Source organism: Leisingera sp. JC1 (assembly GCF_001679925.1).
In the GTDB taxonomy this organism is placed as follows: domain Bacteria; phylum Pseudomonadota; class Alphaproteobacteria; order Rhodobacterales; family Rhodobacteraceae; genus Leisingera.
The window spans coordinates 1-22505 of the sequence record NZ_LYUZ01000001.1 but is presented as its reverse complement, the minus strand read 5'-3'; the positions used below and the strand labels follow the sequence as shown (position 1 = coordinate 22505).

Annotated in this window: 17 protein-coding genes and 1 tRNA gene; 8 read left to right on the top strand and 10 right to left on the bottom strand. The window is 61.7% G+C overall.

The window, feature by feature from the left end; genetic code table 11:
* Positions 1–24: 24 nt before the first annotated feature.
* Both A9D60_RS00090 and A9D60_RS00085 read right to left on the bottom strand, forming a co-directional pair.
* Complete coding sequence (locus tag A9D60_RS00090; protein ID WP_254656596.1) at positions 25–1845, bottom strand: adenylate/guanylate cyclase domain-containing protein; 1821 nt, start codon at positions 1843–1845, stop codon at positions 25–27.
* A gap of 122 nt (positions 1846–1967) precedes the next feature.
* Positions 1968–2654, bottom strand: coding sequence for a M48 family metallopeptidase (locus A9D60_RS00085; RefSeq protein WP_065265711.1), 687 nt, complete (start codon positions 2652–2654; stop codon positions 1968–1970).
* 100 nt (positions 2655–2754) lie between these two features.
* On the opposite strand from A9D60_RS00085, the gene A9D60_RS00080 reads away from it, so the two are divergent.
* Entirely contained in the window at positions 2755–3081 is a 327-nt protein-coding gene (locus A9D60_RS00080; RefSeq protein WP_065265710.1) for a TIGR02300 family protein, read from the top strand.
* Between the two features lie 185 nt (positions 3082–3266).
* Positions 3267–3342: transfer RNA gene (locus A9D60_RS00075), tRNA-Ala, on the top strand.
* A 132-nt stretch (positions 3343–3474) separates the two neighbouring features.
* Here the strand turns inward: A9D60_RS00075 and A9D60_RS00070 are convergent.
* The 3 genes from A9D60_RS00070 to pcaQ all read right to left on the bottom strand — a co-directional run bounded on the left by A9D60_RS00070 (position 3475) and on the right by pcaQ (position 9266).
* Positions 3475–6129 (bottom strand): methyl-accepting chemotaxis protein, encoded by a 2655-nt coding sequence (locus A9D60_RS00070; RefSeq protein ID WP_065265709.1) that lies wholly within the window; start codon positions 6127–6129, stop codon positions 3475–3477.
* Between the two features lie 252 nt (positions 6130–6381).
* Positions 6382–8040 (bottom strand): transcriptional regulator, encoded by a 1659-nt coding sequence (locus A9D60_RS00065; protein WP_065265708.1) that lies wholly within the window; start codon positions 8038–8040, stop codon positions 6382–6384.
* A 299-nt stretch (positions 8041–8339) separates the two neighbouring features.
* The gene (pcaQ, locus tag A9D60_RS00060) at positions 8340–9266 is read right to left on the bottom strand and encodes a pca operon transcription factor PcaQ (protein WP_065265707.1); all 927 of its coding nucleotides are present in this window, start codon (positions 9264–9266) and stop codon (positions 8340–8342) included.
* An 87-nt stretch (positions 9267–9353) separates the two neighbouring features.
* On the opposite strand from pcaQ, the gene pcaC reads away from it, so the two are divergent.
* Genes pcaC through A9D60_RS00040 form a run of 4 tightly spaced genes read left to right on the top strand, consistent with a single transcriptional unit; the run spans position 9354 to position 11945 of the window.
* A complete protein-coding gene (gene pcaC / locus A9D60_RS00055; RefSeq protein WP_065265706.1) occupies positions 9354–9749 on the top strand; it encodes a 4-carboxymuconolactone decarboxylase in 396 nt (131 codons plus the stop codon).
* A complete protein-coding gene (gene pcaH, locus A9D60_RS00050; RefSeq protein ID WP_065265705.1) occupies positions 9746–10483 on the top strand; it encodes a protocatechuate 3,4-dioxygenase subunit beta in 738 nt (245 codons plus the stop codon). The genes pcaC and pcaH overlap by 4 nt, the downstream gene beginning before the upstream one ends.
* Entirely contained in the window at positions 10483–11103 is a 621-nt protein-coding gene (gene pcaG / locus A9D60_RS00045) for a protocatechuate 3,4-dioxygenase subunit alpha (protein WP_065265704.1), read from the top strand. Before pcaH ends, pcaG begins: the two co-directional genes overlap by 1 nt.
* A gap of 11 nt (positions 11104–11114) precedes the next feature.
* Entirely contained in the window at positions 11115–11945 is an 831-nt protein-coding gene (locus A9D60_RS00040; protein WP_065265703.1) for a 3-keto-5-aminohexanoate cleavage protein, read from the top strand.
* Between the two features lie 99 nt (positions 11946–12044).
* Here the strand turns inward: A9D60_RS00040 and cueR are convergent, their stop codons facing one another.
* Both cueR and A9D60_RS00030 read right to left on the bottom strand, forming a co-directional pair.
* Positions 12045–12434 carry a Cu(I)-responsive transcriptional regulator gene (cueR, locus tag A9D60_RS00035; RefSeq protein WP_065265702.1) on the bottom strand — a complete coding sequence of 130 codons (390 nt, stop codon included), beginning with the start codon at positions 12432–12434 and terminating at the stop codon, positions 12045–12047.
* Positions 12431–14938: a heavy metal translocating P-type ATPase gene (locus tag A9D60_RS00030; protein WP_065265701.1), complete on the bottom strand. Its 2508-nt coding sequence runs from the start codon at positions 14936–14938 to the stop codon at positions 12431–12433. Before A9D60_RS00030 ends, cueR begins: the two co-directional genes overlap by 4 nt.
* Before the next feature lie 357 nt (positions 14939–15295).
* On the opposite strand from A9D60_RS00030, the gene A9D60_RS00025 reads away from it, so the two are divergent.
* Positions 15296–16408 carry an S-(hydroxymethyl)glutathione dehydrogenase/class III alcohol dehydrogenase gene (locus tag A9D60_RS00025; protein ID WP_065266044.1) on the top strand — a complete coding sequence of 371 codons (1113 nt, stop codon included), beginning with the start codon at positions 15296–15298 and terminating at the stop codon, positions 16406–16408.
* A gap of 84 nt (positions 16409–16492) precedes the next feature.
* Here A9D60_RS00025 and A9D60_RS00020 read toward each other — a convergent pair whose 3' ends face one another.
* From A9D60_RS00020 to A9D60_RS00010, 3 genes are read right to left on the bottom strand one after another with little or no spacing between them, the layout of a single operon-like run.
* Positions 16493–18007 carry a SpoVR family protein gene (locus tag A9D60_RS00020; RefSeq protein WP_065265700.1) on the bottom strand — a complete coding sequence of 505 codons (1515 nt, stop codon included), beginning with the start codon at positions 18005–18007 and terminating at the stop codon, positions 16493–16495.
* Positions 17994–19331: a YeaH/YhbH family protein gene (locus tag A9D60_RS00015; protein WP_065265699.1), complete on the bottom strand. Its 1338-nt coding sequence runs from the start codon at positions 19329–19331 to the stop codon at positions 17994–17996. The genes A9D60_RS00020 and A9D60_RS00015 overlap by 14 nt, the downstream gene beginning before the upstream one ends.
* A gap of 18 nt (positions 19332–19349) precedes the next feature.
* Positions 19350–21284: a PrkA family serine protein kinase gene (locus tag A9D60_RS00010; RefSeq protein WP_065265698.1), complete on the bottom strand. Its 1935-nt coding sequence runs from the start codon at positions 21282–21284 to the stop codon at positions 19350–19352.
* A 735-nt stretch (positions 21285–22019) separates the two neighbouring features.
* Here A9D60_RS00010 and A9D60_RS25315 point away from each other — a divergent pair.
* A partial coding sequence (locus tag A9D60_RS25315; protein WP_175392855.1) for a BapA/Bap/LapF family prefix-like domain-containing protein occupies positions 22020–22505 on the top strand: 486 nt, incomplete at its 3' end.

Below are 22505 nucleotides of genomic sequence, written 5' to 3'. Positions count from 1 at the left end.
TCAACCAGACAATTACGCGCAACTTCAGGGGCGGCCCGGCAGCCCCGCCAGACTGAGGCCTGTGCGCAGAGCCCGCTGAGGTGCTGCGGCGGAAAAGGGAAAAGCCGCCACAGCCTGATCGACCGTCAGCGGAGCGCCCTTTAGCCGGCTGCAGGCATCGGCAGCCTCTTCAAAACTGCCAAGCGCAGCCAGGCTGGCGCAATGCAGCACCAAGGCCAGCTGCGCTGCAGGTTCAATCCTCAGCGCTTCAGCCGCGGCGGCGGCGGCCTCGGCCTCCCTGCCGGCGGCGAGGTGGAGACCGGCTTCAACGGTCAGGACCATCGGCTGAGGCAGGGGTTCGAGGCGGCGGACATTCCCGAGAACTTTCTGGGCGCTGCTGCCCTGACCTGCGAGATGCAGTAGCCAGGCCCGCAGCAACTGTCCTGACGCATCGTTCGGATAATCCTCCGCCAAGATCCCGGCTAATTGCAAAGCCTCGCCGTGGCGGCCTGAAAATTGCGCTGCCAGCGCCCGCAGCTGCAGCACCGTTGCCCCTGACGGCAGCCCCTTGACCAGCTCTGCCGCCTCTGACGCGCGATCAGGCAACCCCGCTGCTGGACCAGTGAGAATGTCCAAATGCCAGAGCGCCGCCAAGGCCTGCGCTTCCGGCCAATCCGGCGCCATCTGTTGTGCCCGTTGCAGGGCCAGATGTGCACCGCCGCGGTCCCCCTGCTGCATCAGGCTACGGGCGGTGAACAACTGCAGCATAGCGCCATCGGCGACATCAGGACGGCTGCTTTCTGGCAAAGGCTTGCCGAAGTAGCCAATGATGCTGGCCGCAAGTTCCGGCGCAAGAGCCGACACAGAGTGTTGCGGCTGAGGCGGCAGAATACTCAGCGGTTCTGCCCCTGCCTTACCTTCGCTGCCGCTTGTCGCCTGAAGGATTTTCAGACCGGCCCCCTCCTGCAGGGTTCCAGGCAAATGGCCCGCCACGACGAAATCGGCGCCTAGCAGCACAGCCGCCTCCCCTGGCAGCAAACCTTCAGCAGCCCGTGCGCTGGACGGTGCAATGATGCGGACACCACTGGCTGCGGCGAGGTTGCGTGCTACTTCCTGCGCCAGCATCCGCGCCGTTTCCGGCTGAAGCGTGTCAGAAGTGAAAGGCAGAATGGCGACTGCTGGGTTGCCTTCAAAAGCGGAAGCAGCTGGAGAACCGGGCACGGATGCTACAGAGGTATTCAGACGGTCTGCGGAGTGCCAGCCCCAGATACCGGCCACTGCGGTGACGGCACCGATGCAGCCCGCGGCAAGCAATACCGCGGGCCGTATTCCCTTGCGAGGCACGGGTTCCTTCTGTTTCCGGGGCGGAGCGCTGCGGCGCAGGGACGGCAGCGACGTGAGCTCATCACCCAGGAAATAGACCTGCACCGGATCAGGGATGTTCTTCACCTCATGCAGGCCGAAGTCTTCGAAGTCATAGGGGATGCGGTTGCGGACCTGGTCATAGGCTGAAGCTGAAAGCGCCACCCCGCCCGGATGCGCCAGGCTTTCCAGCCGGGCTGCGATATTCACCTCGTCGCCGAAAACGTCGCCCTGCGCGATCAGCACTTCCCCCAGATTGATACCGATGCGCAGCTGCAGGTGGCGGGTGCGGGCTGCGTCCGCCTGGATCTGTGCTGCAGCCTCCACTGCTGATATTACGCTGGGGAACAGTGCCAGAACACCGTCGCCCATCAGCTTGATGATGCGGCCGCCGTGGCTGCGGATCGCCGGCGCAATCAGGGTCTGCTGCTGAGCAAGCACCTGGTTCAGAGTGCCGGCCTCATCCTCGGCCATCATGCGGCTGAAGCCGGAGACATCCAGCATAAAAATGGCGGCAAGGCGTCTTTGCGGCTTGTCTGACACGGGTACGGGCCTTTGGACCGGGAACTGGCAACTGCAACTGGCGCCAGCTTAGCCCGCACACCCGCAGGGTCAAAGCGCTGATTTCATTCGCCGAAACGGTAGCGGTGCAGGCTTGCACCATTTTCGCGCAGCCAGGTTCGCTGGTCCTGCCAGCGGCCATGAATACGCTCCACTGTGTCCCAGAAGGCCTGCGAGTGGTTCATTTCCTGCAGATGCGCTACTTCGTGGGCGGCAACATAGCGCAGCACCGCGGGCGGTGCCAGGATCAGCCGCCAGGAATACATCAGCCCGCCATCCGCAGAGCAGGATCCCCAGCGGGAGCGGGTGTCGCGCAGGGTGAGACGGCAGTACTTCCTGCCTAGCCGGGCCGCGTAAAAATCCGATGCTTCAGCCAGCCGGTTACGCGCCAGCTCCCTCAAGTATCGCTGCAAGGGCCGCCCTGGATTGGGCCCCGGCACCGAAACACTGCCAGCCTCCAGCCGGATCCGCCGCCCTGGTGCTGGCTCAATCACCCGGTCCTGGCCGTCAATGGGCAGCACCGCGCCAAAGTCCGCCTCCACGGCATCCGGGTGCTTCTCCAGGTTGGCCCGGATCCAGTCGGCCTTTTCCTCGGCAAAGGCCAGGGCGGTCTTCTCCGGCAGTCCCTTGGGCAGGGTCAGCGTGACCCGCCCGTCCAGCGAAGATATCCGCAGGCTGATCCGCCGCGCCTGCGCGGACCGGCGCAGGGTAAGCGGCACCGGTGGATTCCCGGACAGATGATATTCGGCCATGCACGCGCCCTTTCCAGGCTTTGGCTTTGACAGTGCCCCCCTCATATGGCAAGGCACCGGAATCGTCGATACGACTCACCAGTAAATCAAGGGGATCCACATGCCCAAGGAAGAATGGGGTGTAAAGCGCGTCTGCCCCACCACTGGCAAGCGCTTTTATGACCTGAACAAGGACCCGATCGTCAGCCCCTACACGGGCGAGGTCGTCGAGCTGGACACCGGCAAGACCCGGATGATCGAAGCCGATGCCGAAGACGCGGCCACCCTGAAGGCCAAAGAGAACATGGACGCGGATGACGTGGTCCTGGACGATGACGACGACGTCGATGTCGATCTGGGCGATGATGTCCTGGATGATGACGATGATGATGACAACGTCTCTCTGGACGACATCGCCGACATGTCGTCGCCGGACGACGATTCCTAAGGCGTTTCAAACGGTTCGGGGATGCGGCCTGCTGTCCCCGGACCGTCCGCTTTGACCGGCGGCAAAAAATTTCGGACCCGGCGCATTTTTCCGCTTGCAGCCCGCGCCGCCGTCCCGTAAACGACGCTCACACCGCAAGACGGACCGCACTGGAAACGGAACGGACACTGAAAGCGGACAGGTTTGGGGCCTTAGCTCAGCTGGGAGAGCGCCTGCATGGCATGCAGGAGGTCAGCGGTTCGATCCCGCTAGGCTCCACCAAATCTTCAAAATCACGCCAAGCCGACTGCGCCGAAGCGTCGTTTCCAAACCACTTTCATTTGATCAGCCGCGGCGCCCATTTGCGCCTCCCCCACGGCGCCAGCCGCCGCGCGCGCAGGTTCAAAATTCTGGTCAGGCCTGCAACCGCCAAGCATCCTCTTCAGGCCGCTCTGCGTCATCCAAAGCCTGCTCCGGCACGGCTGCATTTGTGCGAAAGGCGCCCAGTGCGCTCGCCATAGCCTGGGCCTCCTTGGACAGCCCTTGACTGGAGGAGGTCACCTCCTCGAACAGGCCCGCGTTCCGGGTGGTGGCGTCGTCCAGGTTCGCCATTGCTGAGTTGATTTCCTGAAGGCTGCCGGACTGCTCAGACGATGCCTGGGAAATGGTCTTCATCAGGTCGGCGGCACTGGCGACGGATTCGGAGATTTCGCCGATGGCTGCCTGTGTCTGCTCGACAAGGTCGGCCCCCAGTTCAACATTCTGGCCCGCCTCATCGACAAGGGCGGCGATCTCGGTCGCAGCTTCCTTGGAACGATGCGCCAAAGTGCGAACTTCGGACGCCACCACTGCAAAGCCTTTGCCAACGGTTCCCGCCCGGGCAGCTTCGACCCCGGCGTTCAATGCCAGAAGGTTGGTTTGCTGTGCAATCGCCTCAATCATGCCGATGATGCGGGAGATTTTCTCGGAACTTTCCTTGATCGCCTCCATGGCACCATATGTGCGCTTCACGACGTCGATGCTATCGGTTGCGTTGCGGCGCGCAGCTTCGACCGAGGCAGAGGCCTCGCCTGAGGCCTGGGCGGTTCCGGTAATCGACACCGAGAGCTGGTTCACCGCAGCTGCGGTGCCCGCCAAGGTCTGCGCAGTCCGCTCGGAACGCTCCGACAGGTCATGAGAAGCAGCAGAGATTTCGCTGCTGACGCCGGCGATGGACTGACCATTGGCACTGAGACTGCGGACAGAGATTTCGAGCTTTTCAAGCGCAGCATTGAAGTCGTCGCGCAGCTTGGCATACCCCTCCCCCATCTCCTCGCGGATTCGGAAGGTCAAATCGCCCTGCGACAACCGTTCGAGTCCATCACCGATGGCAGTCACAGCGGCGGTCTGTTCCGCGAGCCGGGCATTACGCTCCTCATTTGCAGCGGCCTCAACCTCAGCCTTTTCCACCAAACCATCTCGGAACACCGCAAGGGCCGTCGCAATGCGGCGGATTTCATCGCTGGAGCGCTCGTAACCCTTTACCGGGCGCAGATTGCCCGCGGCCAAGCGTTCGGTTGTTCCACTGATGTCGGCCAACGGGCGCAAAATCAGGAGTCTGGTGAGTATCAAGGCCACCACAAACACCCCGGCTGAAACTGCTGCCAGAATTTGAAGCTGCCGCTGGGCGCCCTTCACATCGGCCGCCAGCCCGTTTGCGATTGAGGCAATTTCCAACTGGCTTCCGTTTCCAAGCGCGGTTGCACGGCGGGCGAATTGCAGAACCGCCTCCACCGTGGCCTCAGACGCTCTGGCAGCTTCGGTTGCCGCCTCGAGCGAGGCAACCTTGAATGCCGGAAGACCCTGAACGGGATCGGCCAGCGCTATCATGCCCTCCAGCTCTTTTGCAAAAACTCCTTCGCCAAACCCGGTGTAGCCCTGCAGGGCGGCTGCCGCTTCCTGCAGTGGTGCTGCTGCCGAATTGGCCGTCCCGATACTCTGAGCCGCTGCCATATCCAGCGCAGCAACCTGGAAAGCGCTGGTCCAGCCATTGATTTCCAGGAGCCGCAAGAGCACATCAACCTGATTGTCCAGCAGCCCCTGAATGGCAGTTCTGTTGTCGGCACTGGCCTGCGTGGCAGCCACTGACAAGGTAAACACCATACGCTCCATCGCCTGGGTCAGCGGACGGACACTGGCGTTGCGGGCGCTCATCACCTGCTTGCGGCTCTCCTTCAGCTCTTTGCGGCTTGCAGTCAGAGTATAACGGAACAGCTCGACGCCTTCGCTCACCTTCTTGGCGCGGAACGCATCCAGTCCCAGTTCCTCAAGACGGCCAAGCACCGGCTCTAGACGTTTCAGAGCGTCAGTAGCCATTTTCTTGAGCGCGCGCTTCGTCGGCACATCACGGACATGCCCCAAGGCCAGCGCGGCACCGGACAGAATACTGATGTCGGCGCGCGCCTCCAGCAGTGTCTGCAGGCTGCCGAACTGTTGATCCACCAGGTTATTCAGAACCTCGTCAACCTGTATGATGGTCTCTTCACCACCATCCATCAGACTGTCACGCGCCTCAGCCGCCACCCGCACAAGCTTCTCCTGAACTGCCTGGCTGAGGGTTTGCAAATCGGCGGTTTGAGTGTCGATCCAAGCCTGGTTCCGGAATGCTGCCTGGCGGGAGGCAATCAGATTGTTCAGCCGGTCCGAGGCTTCAGCCGCTTCAGGCGCAAATTGCGCCCGTTCCGCGGACGGAAGTTCGGAGACACTTCCCTCAAGCGCTGACACCGCTGCTGCCGCAGCGGCCTCCGCTGTGGACAGCTCCTCAGCCGAACCCGCCTGCAGAACGCCAATCATTGCATTTTTGGTCTGGCTTGCAGCATCGACCATATGGCCGCTGAGTTCCAGTTGCGGCACCTTCTCGCCAGTCAGAACCTCCATCTGGCGGCCTGTCTGGGCAAAAACCAGGGTGACAAGGATCCCTCCGGCGGCGGCAGTCCCGCCCATCGCCATCAGGATAAGCGTGATCTTCGCACCGATGCTTGAACACGGCCGAAACCCGCGTTTCGCCAAGAGGTCTTTCTTAGAACTCATCCTATCACCCAAGTCTTCCGCCCGTATTCCGCGCCCCGGGCAATTCATGCGGCAAGGGCCCCGCTGGTTGGCAGGAGACCCGCATCTCCCTTACAGAAGCGCCGCAAGACGTAAAAAAAGGGTGAGAACGCCGCAGAAATTGCTGCAGATTTTAGTAATCCCCCTGACCGCACAGGAAGCCCCCACGCGATGCATGGGGGCGAAGCGGCATCAAACTGCAGAGAACATCGCCGCAAGCAGTTTTAGGGGAGCTTAGTCCGGCACTCCGGCCTGCCGCAGCGCGTACGCCCACTCCTGGCCGGCCGGACTCATCGCAGCCGGGTTGTCGCGCAGGAACTGCGACAGGCTGAATTCCGGAGCCGCCTCAAGCAGCTTTTGGACAGTGTTACGGGCCTCCTGATCCTGGCCTGACAACTGCAGCGCAATCGCCTTGGAACGCAGCGGCACAGGAAAAGCGCCCTTGGCTTGCAGCGAGCGGTCCGCCAGTTCAATAGCGCGGCTATATTTTCGCGCTGACAAATTCGCCAGGGCCGACAATGCGTCAAAGTAGTAGCATTGCGGCCCCAGCGGCGTCAGCCGCCGGGCAGCATCGGTCATCAGCACAGCTTCGTCGGCCATATCCTGATATGCCATCGTGGCCCCCTTGAGGAGCAACGCCAGAGCCTCGTTTGGGTTGTCGCGCAGCGCTAAATCATAGGCGTCCAGAGCTTGATCGAATCTGAAAGTGAGATGGCTGGAGATTATCCCTTTCAGTGTATGAGCCAAGGAAAAGCCCGGCGCCGCTTCAATCGCGGATTCAGCCAGCTGGCTCGCCAAACGGCTGTCTTCCAGGCGATCCTTCGACAATCCGCGTTCGACCCTCATCACATGCCAGAACCCCATCCAGGTCAGGGGCAACGCGTGGCCAGGTTCCCGCTCCTGCAAATGCGACAGGATGCTGTACGCCTGCTGAAATTTCTGCACGTCCATTTCCTGCATCAAGGAAATGGACGCCATCAGCAGAGTATGACTTTCCAGATCCTGCAGCGGTTTGAAGTCTGCTAGACGTACAGCCTCTCCGGCAGCAGTTTGACCAATCTGCAAAGTGGCGTTCCTCAGGACCGAACTGCGCCCTTCCATCAGATTGTCCAACGAGCCTTCGAAACTGCGCGACCAAATCACCTTTTCGCGCAAGGCATCGTGCAGGTCTATCTCGGCATGAAACCGGCCGCCGCCGCAGGTGACAGCCCCTGACACCAAATAATCGGCACCAGCCACTGATGAAACTTCAGCCGGGCGCACGGTTTCAGGATCAAACTGGCGCGACGCCAAATACGAGGTAACTGAGAACGCCCAGCTGCGCGACAGGCAGCGTGAAAGCTCTTCTGAAACCAGCGAACCCAACGGCGCGGACGCCTCGCCCGGATACCGGTGCGCAAAGGGCAGCACGGCAATCGAGGGCAACAGCCCGTCCAGGATGACCCGCCCCGGCGGCGCCCCTGTCCGGCCTGTAGGCCCTGCCGACCTGCGGGTAAGTTCCGCCCGTGCCTCTTGCAGCCAAGCGTTGAACACGGATTCATGGGGCAATTCAAACCCTTCCATAAACTCCGCCCCGCCTGTGCATGTATCCAGCTCCAAGCAAGTCAGATCCAGAACAACCCTCTCGCGATTGGCATATAGCAGCTTGGCAGCTTCCGGCCCTAAGTGCCGCCGCAACGTCGACAAGGCGGTGCGCAGGCTGGCCTTGGCCTGTTCCGGCTGCGCAAGGCACCACAATGTCTTTTCGAGAAAAGCCCGGGTCCGGATCCCTCCCTCGGCGGTGGACAGCAAGGCCACGAGAGCTTGGTGTTTAGCGCCGAGCTGCACGCCCGCACCATCCGCATGGAATACTCCAAATGCACCGAACCGGCGGATCTTCAGAAGGACAGTCATTCGCACCCCCACTCAACGCGTGATACAATCAATATTAAAGTATCGTTATGGTGCACATCTTCAGGTTGTTTTGCAATTACTGATTGCACCCTTTGGGTAATTTCATTGTCCGGCACCTGAACGCGACATTTTCCCAACTTAAGTTTATTCATATTTTTCAGCGCCATAATGGCACGCAGTTCTCAGTTCGAGCAGCAAGTGAGAAAACCGCCGGACTGCCGGCTGGGCTCATATTCAATGCAAAAAACACTCAAAGGGTGTTTTCCGGCTTTTGCTGATCGCTGCAATTCTGCCTCAGATCAGGCCAACCCCAGCTTTGTGCAAGTGCTGCGCAGGGCGTCGCAGAACCGGTCGGCTGCCGGGGACAGCTGGTGTTCCAGCCGGAGACATAATCCCACCGACCCAAGGGTGCTATCAGTGTCCACCGGCAGGGCCGCCATCGTGCCCGCAGTAAGATCCGGCCGCACCACGCCCTGACTGATGATCCAGATCGCCTGATGCTCCAATACAAACCGCCGCCCGAAGGCCGAGGACACCGTTTCAACCGGATAGCGCGGAAGCGCCAGTCCCTGCTCGAGAAACATCCGCTCCACCAGCGGCCGGATGACCGAACCCTCTGACGGCATCAGCACCGGGTGATCCTCGAAGGCGGAGGGCGGCAGGCGGCTGGCGCCTGCCAGCGGGTGATCCGATGCGGCGACCGCCACCACCCGTTCACGGTAGAGCGGATCGAACCCTATCCCGGCCATGGTTTCCGGCGAAGGCATCCGTCCAGCCACCACGTCCAGCCGCCCCCGGCGCAGCTGGTCGATCAGGTAGTGGTTATCGCCGGACATAACCATGAACCGTCCCGGCGCACCGCTGGCGCGCAACTGCGCCAGCGCGTCCGGGACCAGATCCGCCGCCACCGTCGGCAGGGCGCCAATGGCGACTAGCGGCCCCTCCGCCTCATCCAGCCCTTGCAAGAGAGCCACCCCGTCACGGGCCAGCGCAAGGCTGCGGCCTGCATGATCCCGGAACAGTTCGCCATAGCTGCTGAGCCGGATGCCGCGGCCGTGTTTCTCCACCAGAGGCTTGCTGCAAACCCCCTCCAGCTCGCGCAGCGCCCGGGTGACGGCAGGCTGGGTCATGCCCAGCGCATCCGCAGCCTGGGTGACGCTCATTTTGCGGGCGACTTCGACAAAAACTTCCAAATGCCGCAGTTTCAGGGATGATGAAAGACGCATACCGATACAGTTATTATTTCATGCCTGATTGAGGATTATACAGACCACTTACGGTATGCGATACTCTTTCAGAACTGGGAGACTGGAATGACGCAAGACCGTTTCGACCGTGGCATGCAGATACGGCGCATGGTGCTGGGCGACTCACATGTGGACAACGCGGAGGCCGTCAAGACAGCGCTGGACCAGCCGTTTCAGGAACTGATCACCGAGGCCGCCTGGGGCACAGTCTGGGCCTCGGACCGGATCTCCTTACGCGAACGCTCGATGCTGACGCTGGCACTGCTGGCGGCGACCGGCAATTTTGACGAGATCCCGATGCATATCCGCGCCACCATCCGCACCGGCGCCAGCCGGGAGGACGTGCTGGAGGCCTTCCAGCATGTGGCGGTCTATGCCGGGGTGCCGCGGGCCAACCGCGCGCTGAAACTGGCCAAACAGACCTATGCCGAAATGGAGAGCGAGGGAGGGGACAACCCATGACCAAGCCGCCGCAGCCCGGGGATTTCTACCAGAGGGACCGCCGCTGGCACCCCCCTGCCCTGTCGCAGGATTACAAGACCTCAGTCGCCCGCTCGCCGAAGTTCCCCCTGATCAGCCTGGAGAACACCGCCAGCGAGATCACCGGCCCGGTGTTCGGCCAAAACGACATCAATGCCACCGACAATGACCTGCTGAACAACTTTGCCCAGCCCGGCGAAAGCCCAATTGGCGAACGGATCATCGTGCATGGCCGGGTGCTGGATGAAAACGCCCGCCCGATCCCGAACACTCTGGTGGAGATTTGGCAGGCCAATGCCTCCGGCCGCTACCGGCACAAGAAGGACACTTACCTCGGCGCGCTGGACCCGAACTTTGGCGGCTGCGGCCGGACCCTGACGGATGAGAACGGCTGCTACCATTTCCGCACCGTGAAGCCCGGCGCCTACCCCTGGCGCAACTGGGTGAACGATTGGCGGCCCGCACATATCCACGTCTCGGTCTTTGGCAGCGGCTTTGCCCAGCGGCTGATCACCCAGCTCTATTTCGAGGGCGACCCGCTGATTGCCCGCTGCCCGATCGTGAACACCATCCCGGACCCAGCGGCGGTGGAGATGCTAGTGGCTCGGATCGACATGAACGCCGCCATTCCGCTGGACACTATCGCTTACCGCTTTGACATCGTGCTGCGCGGGCGGCGGTCCACCCTGTTTGAGAACCGGTTGGAGGGGAACTGATGCGCCAACAGCTAGAGTACCTCAAGGAAACCCCGTCGCAGACCGCCGGGCCATACGTCCATATCGGCTTGGCCCCCGGCGCGGCGGGGTTTGAGATCTACGGTCAGGAGCTTGGCTGGGACATTGTCGGACCCAACGCAAAGGGTGAGCGCATCCGGGTGGAGGGTGTGGTGACCGACGGCACCGGCTCACCAGTCAAGGACGTGCTGCTGGAGGCCTGGCAGGCCAATGCGGACGGCATCTATGCCCACCCGGAGCATCCGGACGAGGTGGAGGAGGGATTCCGCGGCTGGGGCCGGGTGATTACCAATTTCGAGACCGGAGAATGGGGATTTGACACCGTGAAGCCCGGGCCGGTGATGGGCCGGGGCGGCCAGATGATGGCTCCCCACGTCAACCTGTGGATCGTGGCGCGCGGCATCAACGTGGGGCTGAACACACGGATCTACTTCGACGACGAAGCCGCGGCCAACGCCGCCGACCCGGTGCTGAATGTGATAGAGTGGGAGCGCCGCCGCGCCACCCTGATCGCCAAGCGAGAGCTGCGGGACGGTCTGGCCGTCTACCGGTTCGACATCCGCCTGCAGGGCGAAGATGAGACCGTGTTTTTCGACATCTGAAGGGGAATTCCATGGGCAAACCCTGCATCATCTGCGTTGCCATCACCGGCTCGGTCCCGACAAAGGAAAACAACCCTGCGGTGCCCGTCACCATTGCGGAACAGATCGAAAGCTCCCAAGAAGCGTTCGAGGCCGGCGCCTCGATTGTCCATTGCCATGTGAGGAACGACGACCAGACGCCGACCTCCGACCCGGAAAGGTTCGCACGGCTGATGGAAGGCTTGCAGAAACACTGCCCCGGCATGATCATCCAGCTGTCGACCGGCGGCCGCTCCGGCGCGGGCCGCGAGCGCGGTGGCATGCTGCCTCTGCGCCCCGATATGGCGTCGCTGTCGGTAGGGTCCAACAATTTCCCCACTAGGGTCTATGAGAACTCCCCTGACCTGGTGGATTGGCTGGCCTCGGAGATGCGCACGCATGAGGTGAAGCCGGAAATCGAGGCCTTTGACCTGTCGCATATCCACCAGGCGGTGAAGATGAACCGCGAGGGGCGTATCCCCGGCACGCTTTATGTGCAGTTCGTGATGGGGGTGAAGAACGCCATGCCAGTCGACAAGGATGTGTTCGACTACTACGTCAAGACCATGCAGCGGCTGGCGCCGGAGGCCCAGTGGTGCGGCGCTGGCGTCGGGCCAGGGCAGATCCTGGTCAACGAATGGTCGATCGCCGCGGGCGGCCATACCCGCACCGGGCTGGAGGACAACATGCGGCTGGACCGCGAAACGCTGGCACCCTCCAACGCGGCGCTGGTTAAACGGGCGGCAGAGCTGTGTGAAAAATACGAGCGCCCGGTAGCCAGCTGGCAACAGGCCCGCGAGATCCTGGAGCTGCGCCCTGTTTGAGGCCGCCCGCTTCGGGCCACAAGGCCCGAAGCCATGCCCAAGCCCGCCAGGCGGCCCGTCAGGGCAGCCGCGGGCGCGGGAGCCTTTGCTCCCCGCGGGTCATCCTTCGCCGGACAGGTCCTTGAGGATCGGGCAGTCCGGGCGGCTGTCACCGGCACAGCAGTTGACCAACTCGCCCAGCGTTTCATGCATCGCCTGCAAATCCGCGATTTTCTCCTCGATCTTGGCCAGATGTTCCTGCGCCAGCTGTTTCACATCAGCGCTGGCGCGGCTTTCGTCCTCGTAAAGCGCCATCAGGGTACGGCAGTCCTCGATGGTAAAGCCCAGCGCCCGGGCGCGGCCCAGAAAGGCCAGCTTGTGCAGGTCGGTTTCGGCAAAGCAGCGGTAGCCGTTGGCGCTGCGGTGCGGCTTGATCAGGCCGATATCCTCGTAATAACGGATCGTCTTGGCCGGTAGTCCCGAACGGCTGGATACGTCCCCGATATTCATGCGCGCGCCTCCTGCTTGGTGTCCGCCTTGAGTGCCGGTGCGGCCTGATCCTCATCTATGACAGGTTTCAGACGGCGCAAGCGCAGCGCATTCGAAAGCACAAAGACGCTCGACAGCGCCATGGCGCCTGCCGCCAGCGCAGGCGACAGCAGCGGCCCGCCAAACGGGTACAGCACGCCCGCCGCCACCGGCACCAAGAGCACATTGTAGCCGAAGGCCCAACCCAGGTTCTGGCGGATGTTACGCATGGTGGCGCGGCTGACGGTCAGCGCATTGACCACCCCGCGCAGATCGCCGGAGACCAGCACCACATCTGCCGCCTCGATCGCCACGTCGGTGCCGGTGCCGATGGCTATGCCCGCATCCGCCGCGGCCAGCGCCGGGGCGTCATTGATGCCATCGCCCACGAAAGCCAGCGCGCCATGCTCCGCCTGCAAATCCTGCAGCGCTGTCACCTTGTCCGCAGGCAGGCATTCAGCCTTTACCGCATCAATGCCCAGCCGCGCGGCAATTGCCTGCGCCGTCGCGGCCGCATCGCCGGTGATCATGGCCACCTTCAGCCCCTGATCGTGAAACGCCTTGATCGCGGCAGGGGTGCCCGGTTTGATCGGGTCGGCCACCGCAATCACCGCTGCCGCCTGGCCGTCAATCGCAGCATAGAGCGGGGTATCGCCGCGCTCGGCCAGCCGCGCGCCTTCCACCTCCAATGCGCCAAGGGCAATGCCTCCGCGCGCCATCAGGCGGGCGGCACCGGCCAGCACCACGCGACCCTCGACCTTTGCCCGCAGGCCGTAGCCCGGGATCGCCTCAAAGGCTTCAGCCTTGGGCAGCCCCTTGCCTGCCGCCGCGGTGATGGCGCGGGCGATGGGGTGCTCGGACTGCGCCTCTGCGGCGCCGGTCAGGCGCAGCACAGCCTCGCGGGTGAAGCCCTCGGCGCAGATCAGTTCAGTCAGCGCCGGGCGGCCCTCGGTCAGAGTGCCTGTCTTGTCGAGCGCCACCACCTTGACCTCCTGCAGCCGCTGCAGCGCGTCGCCCTTGCGGAACAGCACCCCCATCTGGGCGGCGCGGCCGATGCCCACCATGATCGAGGTCGGCGTTGCCAGCCCCATGGCACAGGGGCAGGCTATGATCAGCACCGAGACCCCGGCCACCAGCGCCAGCGGCAGCGACGGCGCCGGGCCGAACAGCGACCAGGCCAGCACGGTCAAAGCAGCCACCGTAATGACGGCAGGCACGAACCACAGGGTGATCCGGTCGACCAGCCCCTGCACTGGCAGCTTGGCGCTCTGCGCCTGCTCCACCATGCGGATGATCTGCGCCAGCACGGTGTCGCGCCCGACGCGGGTTGCGCGGAATTCCATCGCCGCGTTGCCGTTGATGGTGCCAGCCGTCACCTCATCGCCGCGGGATTTGGCGACTGGAACCGGCTCACCTGAAATCATGCTTTCGTCGACGTAGGAGCTGCCTGAGGTGATCTCGCCATCCACCGCGATCCGCTCGCCCGGACGGACCCGGATCAGGTCGCCGGTGCCGATCTCCTCCACCGGGGTTTCGATCGTCTCACCGCCGGAGACCACCATGGCAGTCTTGGGCTGCAATCCCGCCAGTTTGCGGATCGCGGCGCCGGTGCGGCCCTTGGCACGGGCCTCCAGGAAGCGGCCCGTGAGGATCAGCACCACGATGACCGCCGCGGCCTCATAATAGACATTGGCGGTGCCTGCGGGCAGCAGCCGGGGKGCGAAGGKGGAAATCACCGAGAATCCGTAGGCCGCGGCAGTGCCCAGGGCCACCAGCGCGTTCATGTCGGGTGCGCCCCGGAACAGCGCCGGGAAGCCCTTGGCATAGAACTGCCGCCCCGGCCCCGCCAGCACCGCTGTGGTCAGAGCAAACTGCAGCAAGTAGCTGTTCTGCATTCCGATATTCGCCGCCACCCAGTGGTGCAGTGCCGGAACCATGTGGCCGCCCATCTCGATCAGGAACACCGGCAGGGTCAGCAGCGCGGCGATCAGCACCTGACGCCCCAGTGCGGAAATTTCATCCGCCTTGCGCTGGCTGGCCTGTTCCGCCTCATCCTCCACCGCGCCGCTGAGACGGGCCGGATAGCCGGCCTCCGTCACCGTGCGGGCCAGATCCGCAGCGCGGGCGGCACCGGTCAGATAGCGGATCTGCGCGGTCTCGTTTGCCAGGTTGACGCTGGCCGACAGCACCCCCGGCACCGCCAGCAGCGCCTTTTCCACCCGGCCCACGCAGGAAGCACAGCTCATGCCGCTGATCACCAATGCAGCCTGCGATTCCGCGGCCGGATAGCCGGCATCGGTCAGGGCGCTGGCCAAATCCGTCAGCGCCAAATCCTGGGCGGCCTCCACTTGGCCGGTGGCATTGGCGAAGTTTACGGAGGCCGACTGAACCCCCTCCACTGCCGCCAGCGCGCGCTCCGCCCGGCCTGCGCAGCCCGCACAACTGAGGCCGGTGATATGCAAGGATATTTGGGTCGTGTCTGACATCGGAAGTCCGCCGGAATTTGTTCCTTTGACAGTGGATATGAGGGTTCCAGCGAGGGGAAGGTCAAGGGGCAAGGCCGAAATTCCTTCCCAAAACTGGAACCCTGCAGGCAGGCTGCTGGAAACCGCAGGTTTTCCATTGCGCCGGAATGGCGCTGACCGCTGGTCAGCTGTCGCATTCGAAGTAAAGTCCGGCGGACCTCACCTGTTAGGGTGCCGAGGCAATGCTTGCGCGTGCCGGTGTGCAAATGTAACGCTGGGTCATTCCGGCCCGCGGCGCAGCCGTCGGCACCGCATTCACCCCGGACGCGCCAAATGGCGGCCCGGCCCCGAAGAATAGAACGAAGGACCAGTCACATGATCAAGACCCGCGCTGCCGTTGCGGTTGCCCCCGGCAAACCGCTGGAAATCATGGAAGTGAACCTTGAAGGCCCCAAAGCGGGCGAGGTTCTGGTGGAAATCAAGGCAACCGGCCTGTGCCACACCGACGAATTCACCCGCTCCGGCGACGACCCGGAAGGCATCTTCCCGGCGATCCTGGGCCATGAGGGCGCAGGCGTTGTGATCGAGGTCGGCGAAGGCGTGACCAGCTTGAAGCCGGGCGACCACGTGATCCCGCTTTACACCCCCGAGTGCCGCGAGTGCGAATACTGCCTCAACCCCAAGACCAACCTGTGCCAAGCGATCCGCTCGACCCAAGGCCAAGGCCTGCTGCCGGATGGCAGCACACGCTTCTCGATGCTGGATGGCACCCCGATCCACCACTACATGGGCTGCTCGACCTTCGCCAATCACACTGTTGTTCCAGAGATCGCGCTGGCGAAAATCCGTGAGGACGCGCCCTTTGACAAGGTCTGCTACATCGGATGCGGCGTGACCACCGGCATCGGCGCGGTGATCAACACCGCCAAGGTGGAAATCGGCTCCCGCGCGGTGGTCTTCGGCCTTGGCGGCATCGGCCTGAACGTGATCCAGGGCCTGCGGCTGGCCGGTGCCGACCAAATCGTCGGCGTCGACCTGAACCCAGGCAAAGTGGAGATGGCGAAGCATTTCGGCATGACCGATTTTGTCAACCCGGCCGAGGTTGAGGGCGATCTGGTGGCGCATCTGGTTGAACTCACCGGCGGCGGTGCGGATTATACCTTCGACGCAACCGGCAACGTGAACGTGATGCGCACCGCTCTGGAATGCGCACACAAGGGCTGGGGCGAGTCGATCATCATCGGCGTGGCGCCTGCAGGGGCCGAAATCTCCACCCGCCCGTTCCAGCTGGTCACCGGCCGCAGCTGGCGCGGCACTGCGTTCGGCGGCGCATCGGGCCGCACCGACGTGCCGAAGATCGTTGACTGGTACATGGACGGCAAGATCGAGATTGATCCGATGATCACCCACAAGCTGACGCTGGATCAGATCAATGAAGGTTTCGAACTGATGCACGAAGGCAAATCCATCCGCGCCGTTGTGGAATTCTGATACCAGGATTCATGTGAAACACGGGAGACGCAGGCCTTAAGGCCTGCGTTTTCTTTTGAACGATGGACAGGTTCGGCTTTGCCGTCAGCTTTCGGTGGTGGCTTCGACCGCGTCAAGCCGGACGTCATAGCCCCAGAGCCTGCGCAGGTGCTTCAGCACCTCCTCCTGGTCGTCCTCATCCAGATGGATTCCATCGCGCACGGTGTGGGTCAGCTTCAGCTCCCGGTCGCCGCGTAGATCGGCATCGGTGACCTGGATGTCCGGCTCCAGATAGGCGAGGTCATACTGTTTCGCCAAGTCGCGGCGGATCGCTTTGTAACCGGCCCGGTTGTGAATCTGACTGACCACCAGATTGGGCAGCTCCGCATCATTTGTCAGAGTGAACAGCTTGAACTTGCGGATCAGGTTCGGCGACAGGAACTGCTGGATAAAGCTTTCGTCCCGGTAATTCGCCCAGGCATCCCTCAGCACCCCGCGCCAGTCCGGGTTACCGGCAAAATCCGGGAACCACTCGCGGTCCTCATCGGTCGGGTCCTGACAAATGCGGCGGATGTCCTGCATCATCGCAAAGCCCAGCGCATAGGGATTGATGCCGGAGTAGCGCGGATCGTCATATTCCGGCTGCATGACCACATTGGTATGGCTGTGCAGCATTTCCATATAGGCGCCCTGGGTGATCTGGCCCTGCTCGTGCAATTTGTTGATGATGTAATAATGCACGAAGGTCGCGCAGCCTTCGTTCATCACCTTGGTCTGTTTCTGCGGATACAGATACTGCGCCAGCATCCTAACGATGCGCAGGATCTCGCATTGCCAGGGTTCCAGAACGGGACTGTGCTTCTCCAAAAAGTACAGGATGTTCTCCTGCGGCAGGTTCATCATCTTGCGGCGCGCGCTGTAGTCGGCGTCCTCCACCAACTCCAGCTTGTCCCGGCCCAAGGTCGAGTCGGTCCAGATATCCAGCACGCTCTGGCCACTTTCATAGCCTTCGCGCACCTTCTGCATTGCCACCAGTTCCTCATTGGTGGGCTTGGGCGGGCGTCCATAGCGGAACACCCCTTGCGACTGCATCGCATGGGCGGCGTCCAGAACCTCTTCCACGGCCATCGGGCCATAGCGCTCCTCGCAGGCGGCGATGTAGTTCTTGGCGAACGCCAGGTAGTCATGGATGCCGGCCGCATCGGTCCATTGCTGGAACAGGTAGTTGTTCTTGAAGAAATGGTTATGCCCGAAAGCTGCATGCGCCATCACCAGCGTCTGCATCGCCATGGTATTTTCTTCCATGTTATAGCTGATGCAGGGGTTGGAATTGATGACGATCTCATAGGCCAGCCCTTGGCGGCCAGTCCGGTACAGCGCCTCGTCGCGGGCGAAATGCTTGCCAAAAGACCAGTGCTGGTACATCAACGGCAGGCCGACACAAGAATAAGCGTCCAGCATCTGCTCGGCCGAGATGATCTCGATCTGATTAGGATAGACATCCAGCCCAAGGTCTTCGAGCGCGATCTCTTCAATCGCGTCGCGCGCCTTTTCCATCAGTTCAAAGGTCCATTCCGGCCCGTCAAACAGCGGCTCGCGCGCCTTTTCAGCTGCCTGCATGCTGTATCCCTTTCACCTTGGGGAGGAAGAATTCCCGGAAAATCGGATAGATGTGGCCTGGCTGCGAGACCCGCTGCATTTCGAAATGCTTCGCCTGCGCCTTCACCTCCCGGTAGTTTTGCCACAGGTCTTCGCCTGCTTCGGGGTTGTTCAGCAGCATCTCCGCCGCCTCATCGACGATTTCCACATAAGCATAGAACTGGCTGACCGGCAGCAGATCATTCAGCAGCAGGTTCTTGCAGCGCACAGAGTCATTGCCGAAGTTTTCGCCGTCTGACGCCTGCGCGCCATAGATGTTCCACTCGTCCGGCGGGTAACGCTCCTCGATGATTTCCTTCATCTTCTCCAGCGCTGTGGACACGATGGTGCCTCCGGTTTCGCGAGCGTAGAAGAATGTTTCCTCATCCACTTCCTGCGCGTGATGGGTATGGCGCACGAAAACCAGTTCTGTGTGTTCATAGCAGCGTTCCAGGAACAGGTGCAGCAGCAGGAAGAAGCGTTTGGCCAGATCCTTCTCACGCTCCTGCATCGAGCCCGAGACGTCCATCAGGCAGAACACCACGGCGCGGGAATTGCGGATCTTTTCCGGTACAAAGGTGTCATAGCGCAAATCCAGCGGGTCGATATAGCCGACCACCTTGCGCTTGCGGATGATACCCTCCAGCCGCTTTCTCAGCGCTTCCAGGAACTCCTCCTGCGGCGGAGTGCGCTCATCCAGCGCCTCCAGCTCGGCAATCTGCTCCTCCAGTTCGCGCTGGGATTTGGTAGTGGGGCGCTGCAGGGCGATGCGGCGGCCCAATGAGTTGCGCATGGTGCGCACCAGGTTCAGGTTATTGGGGGTGCCCGCAGTGGTCAGACCGGCTCGGCGGGTACCGATGGTTTCGGTTTCCACTGTGGCCTTTTCCACCAGGTCCGGCAGCTCCAGCCCTTCAAACAGGATTTCCAGATATTCCTCTTGGGTCAGGGTGAAGGAAAACTCGTCCTCGCCATCCCCGTCCTCTGATGCCTGACGGCCGCCCTGCCCGGCGCCGCCCTGCGGCCGCTTGATGGTGTCGCCGACAACAAAATCCTTGTTGCCGGGCAGCACATGGCGGCGCATGCCGCCCTTGGACGAATGGAAGAACCGCGGCTCCTTCAGCCCCCGGGTCGGGATGGTGACCTTTTCGCCTTCGTCCGGGACACCGCTTCCGCTTTGGATTGACTTCCCCCGGACCGACTGGTCGACGCGCTCCTTAATGTTCTCCCGGGCCCGCCGCAGGAACCGCTGGCGGTTCCCGAGGCTCTTGCCCTTTGGATTGGCGCGCCTGTCGATGAAATGATGCATGTTGCACAGCGCTCCTCTTCAGCCCGCCTTGTTGACCCGCATGTACCATTCGACGAGGCGCCGCACCTGGCGGTCGGTGTAGCCGTGGCCGCGCATCCGCTCGACGAACTCCTGATGCTTGCTTTCGGTCTTGCTGTCCTTCTTGGACCCGAAGGAGATCACCGGCAGCAGTTCCTCGACCTGGCTGAACATGTGCTTCTCAATCACATCGCGCAGCTTCTCGTAGGAGTTCCAGGCCGGGTTCGAGCCGGTGTTGGCACGGTGGCGCAGGGCGAATTTGACAACCTCGTTGCGGAAGTCCTTGGGATTGGCGATGCCCACCGGCTTCTCGATCTTGCTCAGCTCCGCATCCAATACCTCGCGGTTATAGAGCTGGCCGGTATCGGGATCCTTGTAGTCCTGCTCCTCGATCCAGGCATCGGCATAAGAGATGTAGCGGTCAAAGACGTTCTGGCCGTATTCAGTATAGCTTTCGAGGTACGCCTTTTGGATCTCGTTGCCAATGAACTCCTCATAGCGCGGGGCGAGTTCGGTCTTGATGAACTCCAGGTACTTCTGTTCCGTCTCCTGCGGGAACTGCTCGCGCTTGATCATCTGCTCCAGCACATACATCAGATGCACCGGGTCCGCAGCTACCTCGTTAGTGTCGAAATTGAAGGTCGTGGACAGCACCTTAAAGGCAAAACGGGTAGAGATGCCGTTCATACCTTCATCAACGCCGGCACGGTCCTGGTATTCCTGCACCGTCTTCGCCTTGGGATCGGTATCCTTGAGGCTTTCGCCGTCATAGACTCGCATCTTGGAATAGAGGTTGGAATTTTCATGCGGCTTCAGACGCGTCAGCACCGAGAAGCGGCTGAGGATCTTCAGCGTCTCCGGCGCGCAGGGAGCGCTGCGCAGCTCGCTGTTTTCGATCAGTTTTTCGTAGATCGAGGTTTCATCGGAAACCCGCAGGCAATACGGTACCTTGACGATCGACACCCGGTCGATGAAGGCCTCGTTGTTCTTGTTGTTCTTAAAGGACTGCCATTCGCTTTCGTTGGAATGCGCCAGGATCAGGCCGTTGAACGGGATCGCGCCGAAGCTTTCGGTCCCCATATAGTTGCCTTCCTGGGTCGCCGTCAGCAGCGGGTGCAGCATCTTGATCGGCGCCTTGAACATCTCGACAAATTCCAGGATGCCCTGGGTCGACCGGTTCAACCCGCCGGAGAAGCTATAGGCGTCCGGATTGTCCTGGCTGAAATGCTCCAGCTGGCGGATGTCCACTTTGCCCACAAGAGTCGAGATATCCTGGTTGTTCTCATCGCCCGGCTCCACCTTGGCCACACAGATCCGGCGCAGGCGCGACGGATACAGTCGGACAACAGAGAATTTGTTGATATCGCCATCAAATTCATCCAGCCGCTGCACTGCCCAAGGCGACATCAGACCCGGCAGGCGATGCTGCGCGATGCCGTATTCCTCCTCCAGCACCTTGCCCATCCGGACCGGGTCGAACAGGCCCAACGGGCTTTCGAAAATCGGCGAAATCTGGTCGCCGGCCTTCAGCACATAGATCGGCTGATCCTCGACCAGACGCTTGAGGCGTTCCGCCAGCGAGGATTTGCCGCCGCCGACAGGACCGAGCAGGTAGAGGATCTGCTTTCGCTCCTCCAGGCCTTGCGCGGCGTGACGGAAGTAGCCGACGATCCGTTCGATCGTGTCTTCCATCCCAAAGAAATCGTGAAAGGCGCTGTAACGCTTGATTGTCCGGTTCTGAAAGATCGGCCCGAGCCGCGCGTCCTTGGACGTGTCCACCAACTCCTCTTCGCCAATTGCCTTCAGCATCCTCTCGGCGACGTTTGCGTACAGGCTTGGATCGTCACGGCAGGCGTTCAAGTACTCCTGCAGCGGCATTTCCTGCTCGCGCGTTTCGCCGTACTGCTCTGCAAAAAGTTCGGCAATGTCTTTCATCTTGGGTCAAGCCTCCTGGTTAACTCGCGCCGTTCCTCCTGGCGTTTAAGATCGCGCACGGACAGAGAGTGCCCAGCACGTGGGCATGGATGTCCGCGTCAGTGTTGAGTTCTGATTTCTGCTCGGCGCCGCTTCTGGCGGTGTTACGTCCGGCTGGCCGCTCTTGGCGGCGGCCTGCGCCCGGAAACCAGGGCTATCGGCGTCGTGTTACTTACTCTCGAGCTTACACCAATTACGAACTTCTTACTATCTGAAAGTGGTGTACTTTTAATTAATTGCCAGAAAGTTTTGCGGGAAATTATCTTCACATCCCAGCGATCACTGTTGGCACACAGCCTTTTTGCAGCGCGGCAATTCGAAGATTTTCACACCGGTATCTCCTTCTGAAACCCGCTTCAGAAAGAAGGTGCCCCCAGCCCGCTCCGCTCCCCCCCCCCGGACTATTCTGACAAGGCGTACACGTCTTGCCACAGCACCGCTTCCGCAAGTGAAAGCGACCGAGGCGGCACCACACAAGCGTGAAAAACCTTAGAAAATCTGCGGCAGTCAGGACACGGTCAGCGATCAAATCTCCTCAACTGCGCAGCACAAATACTGGACAGACCTGAAAAAATTGTCACATTGTGGCCTCAAAATAGCCGCAAAAGACGGCAGCTGGGCAAAAACACAGGCAACGAAACCACACGCCGGCGGCCGGACTCCGGGCCGCGGCGCTTATAGATGGGCAGTAAGTTTATGAGCACGGTCGCATATATCACCCGCGACATGGCGGGCACTACACAGCATGGAAATTTTTCCGAGGGAACGCCGGCAAGCCTTGATGCGTCTCATTCCAAGGATATCTCGCTGAACCTTAGGCCTGCTGATGTTGAGAGTTACTCCCGGCAGGGAAACAACCTTCATATCATGCTGGCAAACGGCCAGGAGCTGGTGCTGGAGAACTATTACTCCTTCGGCGCCGCCGGCAGCAAAAACCTGTTCCTTAGCCAGGAAGGCGAGTTCATAGAAGTCGTGCTGGAGGACAAATCCGGCGGCATGCTGTTTGCCACCTACGAGCCGCTCGATCTGGCCGGCAAGTGGAGCGCCTATGACGACATGGTCTTTCTGGACGTCGACCGGATTGAACCAGTGGTTGCGCCGCTGGCGGCTCCATTGTTCGGCGGCCTGGGCGCGGCCGGCGCTGCAGCAGGTGTGGCTGGCGCCGCAGCCATTGTTGGAGGC

Excerpts from the sequence above, each read along its gene's own strand:
- A9D60_RS00090 (WP_254656596.1), bottom strand. The coding sequence starts at position 1,845 with ATGCTGGATGTCTCCGGCTTCAGCCGCATGATGGCCGAGGATGAGGCC.
- A9D60_RS00085 (WP_065265711.1), bottom strand. The coding sequence starts at position 2,654 with ATGGCCGAATATCATCTGTCCGGGAATCCACCGGTGCCGCTTACCCTG.
- A9D60_RS00080 (WP_065265710.1), top strand. The coding sequence starts at position 2,755 with ATGCCCAAGGAAGAATGGGGTGTAAAGCGCGTCTGCCCCACCACTGGC.
- A9D60_RS00070 (WP_065265709.1), bottom strand. The coding sequence starts at position 6,129 with ATGAGTTCTAAGAAAGACCTCTTGGCGAAACGCGGGTTTCGGCCGTGT.
- A9D60_RS00065 (WP_065265708.1), bottom strand. The coding sequence starts at position 8,040 with ATGACTGTCCTTCTGAAGATCCGCCGGTTCGGTGCATTTGGAGTATTC.
- pcaQ (WP_065265707.1), bottom strand. The coding sequence starts at position 9,266 with ATGCGTCTTTCATCATCCCTGAAACTGCGGCATTTGGAAGTTTTTGTC.
- pcaC (WP_065265706.1), top strand. The coding sequence starts at position 9,354 with ATGACGCAAGACCGTTTCGACCGTGGCATGCAGATACGGCGCATGGTG.
- pcaH (WP_065265705.1), top strand. The coding sequence starts at position 9,746 with ATGACCAAGCCGCCGCAGCCCGGGGATTTCTACCAGAGGGACCGCCGC.
- pcaG (WP_065265704.1), top strand. The coding sequence starts at position 10,483 with ATGCGCCAACAGCTAGAGTACCTCAAGGAAACCCCGTCGCAGACCGCC.
- A9D60_RS00040 (WP_065265703.1), top strand. The coding sequence starts at position 11,115 with ATGGGCAAACCCTGCATCATCTGCGTTGCCATCACCGGCTCGGTCCCG.
- cueR (WP_065265702.1), bottom strand. The coding sequence starts at position 12,434 with ATGAATATCGGGGACGTATCCAGCCGTTCGGGACTACCGGCCAAGACG.
- A9D60_RS00020 (WP_065265700.1), bottom strand. The coding sequence starts at position 18,007 with ATGCAGGCAGCTGAAAAGGCGCGCGAGCCGCTGTTTGACGGGCCGGAA.
- A9D60_RS00015 (WP_065265699.1), bottom strand. The coding sequence starts at position 19,331 with ATGCATCATTTCATCGACAGGCGCGCCAATCCAAAGGGCAAGAGCCTC.
- A9D60_RS00010 (WP_065265698.1), bottom strand. The coding sequence starts at position 21,284 with ATGAAAGACATTGCCGAACTTTTTGCAGAGCAGTACGGCGAAACGCGC.